Annotated in this window: 2 protein-coding genes; both read right to left on the bottom strand. The window is 55.9% G+C overall.

The features are described 5' to 3' along the window. The coding region (locus ACP5J3_RS12905; RefSeq protein WP_428496059.1) for a flagellin biosynthesis protein FlgK at positions 1-1,719 on the bottom strand (1,719 nt) is incomplete at its 3' end. Continuing rightward, positions 1,716-2,117, bottom strand: a complete 402-nt coding sequence (locus ACP5J3_RS12900) for a hypothetical protein (protein ID WP_428496058.1) — start codon at positions 2,115-2,117, stop codon at positions 1,716-1,718. The genes ACP5J3_RS12905 and ACP5J3_RS12900, both read right to left, overlap by 4 nt. Positions 2,118-2,595: the final 478 nt, after the last annotated feature.

Genomic DNA, 2,595 nt, shown 5'->3' with positions numbered 1-2,595 from the left:
ATCAAAACTACTACAGTACCAAGCACCATCAATAGTGGGGAGATATGCCACATTGCGGTCCATGGGGCCCACCGCAAAGAACAGCACCGTCGCATACCCGGCATCATAGTGTTCTACAACCACGTCGTGAACACCAGCGGCAGGACAGCTACCGCTACCACTGTCGAAACGAGGGGGAGTGGTGCTCCAATAGTCTACTCTAAGAGCGCCGCATACGGTCACCCTCACGCCGTCGTCGTGCCACACCCCAACTCTAAAACTACTCCACGGAAGATGCAGTCTGCCGCTGTACCTAAGCGACCAAGAGGTCCATTGGGTAGCAGAGGGATCAAGCAACGCCGCCGCCCACTTCGGCGCCTTATCATTCAGATTTGAGAGTGTGAAATAAGGACTCTGAGAAGACAGCGGAGGAGTTGGATTTCTGCCACTGAGCCAGAAGTATATGCTACCCACGGACCAGGTGCCTTTGTAGGTGTTGAAGTTTGTGCCGCTGTACACGTCTACTTTTATCCCCCATTCGCTCCACTGCGGTACTCTAAAAGTCAGAGATGCATTAGATGACCCGCATACTAGTGTGAGCGTCGCTCGGCTACCGGCGGCCGCGTTGCTCTTCGCCCTCACGTAGACGGTTACCGGGTATTTGCCAGAAGGGAGGAGTACAGGCGTACTTGTGCCGTCTCTATACACCACGTTTGAACCAACCCGGATCTCTAGCCGCTCTATGAAGTTAGGCATTGAACCTGTTATCCCCACAGGCAGTATTGTCGCGTTGGGGATTATCAGCTCGGCGACCTGGGCGGTTACCTCCACATAATACTGCCCCGTCCCCGTCCCTGTGGAGTCTGGCACCAGTATACCCGGCCTCACCGCAACCACGATATTAGAGCTGTCCCCTCCCCACGCCGCAATCCAGCTGTTAAGCTCATTAAAACCACTGAGCCTAGCGCCGCTGAGTGGAGAAATGCCACATCTCCCGCCTCCCCCTCCTCCGCCTGGGCATCCGCAGCATCCGCACGCCGAGGCGTTGATAGCCTGCACCACGACGGGTATCTCCACCGCCCAGATGTGGGATCCGTAGCTCTGCCTAGCCACGGCCCTAATTATGGTGGATGAAAACCGTGAATTTACAGTACACCTCACAGTACCCAGTTTGTATACCCGCAACGCCGCCGGGCTGACGACGGCGTCTGGCGCCGCGAAGCTCGCCGGGGTGCAACTCAGCAACGTGCTGTTGTATATGAGCTCAGCCGTGTACCTAGAGGGCAACCACCCAGTAGAGTTGTTAAACACGTGGAGGTATAGATCAAAAGAGAAGACGTCGCCTACCCTATTTATCAATACTACAGAGATATTAGACTGAAGCTGGAGAACCGCGGGGCCCACGTACACAAAACTGTAACCCAAATACCCAGTCCTCTCAACCCCCACGTATTTGTAAAACCCCGGCCCGGGCGGACACACAAGACTCCCCCCGCTGTGCACCTCCTCGTAGTCTCTTAAAACAACGTAGTAGAAATAGGGCCCGCCCCCGATGCCGCAGACGCCGCCGCTCATGTAGAACTCCACAGGCCGGTCTTGAACTGTGGAAGCGTATATTGTCTGGACCCCCCTCAACGCCGCCTCCCTCAAAACGCCGTAGAAGTAAAACACTGAAAACATCACCACGGCAAACGCGGTGAGGAATACAACAAACGCCGCCACCGTTGACAAGCCCCTCATGGCCTACCCTCCACCTGCTCTCCCCTAGGTCCAGTGAGCCTATAAACATAAGCCAGGTTGAAGGGAAGCCCAGTCCCAATTTCCAAAACACCACCCGGCGGGACGCTGGCTCTCACCGCCACCGCCCCTACTACACTCCCGGACTGAAGCGCATAAGCCTTGTCAAAGATGCACGGCGCCTCGCCTCTGTTGTAGACGTACAACACGGCATTCCCCGAGCCGTTCCTCGCCACGGCGACAATACGCGCGTTGCAAATAGGCCGCGCCGTCTCTAAAACAAAAGCCGACTGAGAAGGCGAATACACCAGATTCATGAAAGTAGAAACTACAACCACCGAAAGAGCCACGGTTGCTACTAATAGAATAACGGTGGTAACCACCTCCGACACACCACGCATAATCTAAACCCCAGTTGAAGCGTTTAAATATCTTACGCCACACCACATTTAAACTAAAGAAAGCAGTAGCCGTCACAACACTACACCAACACCAACAACCGTATACAACACCAACACCGACCTCCTCTCCGCCCCGTGGAACGAAGGCTCCCCCCAGGGCGGTTCATGGGTGCCCCCTTGCCCGTCGGGGTCATAGGGCTGGCCCGGGCCAGCACGCCGGACCTCGAGGCTCGGGTTGACCTTCCGGCTTTGAGATGCCCCTCCCGCTGGGACCTAGGATAGACCTCTACCCAGGTGCCACCGGGTGAACCGCGACGTCGCTACCGTCCTTAACGTGCTGAAAAAAGCCGCGGAGAGGCTTGAGCCGAGATACGCAGAAGCTGTTAAGAGAGCCCTATCTGCGGTATATTAATGACATTGCCGTGGTGGCCTTTGGCGACTGTCGCGACGTAGCGTCCAGAAACCACGTTTTTAAGTG

Origin of the sequence: Pyrobaculum sp., from assembly GCF_049971835.1 — an archaeon.
GTDB lineage: Archaea > Thermoproteota > Thermoprotei > Thermoproteales > Thermoproteaceae > Pyrobaculum.
Note: the sequence above shows the minus strand (reverse complement) of the source record. Positions and strands in the feature narration are given on the sequence as shown.

Excerpts from the sequence above, each read along its gene's own strand:
- ACP5J3_RS12900 (WP_428496058.1), bottom strand. The coding sequence starts at position 2,117 with ATGCGTGGTGTGTCGGAGGTGGTTACCACCGTTATTCTATTAGTAGCA.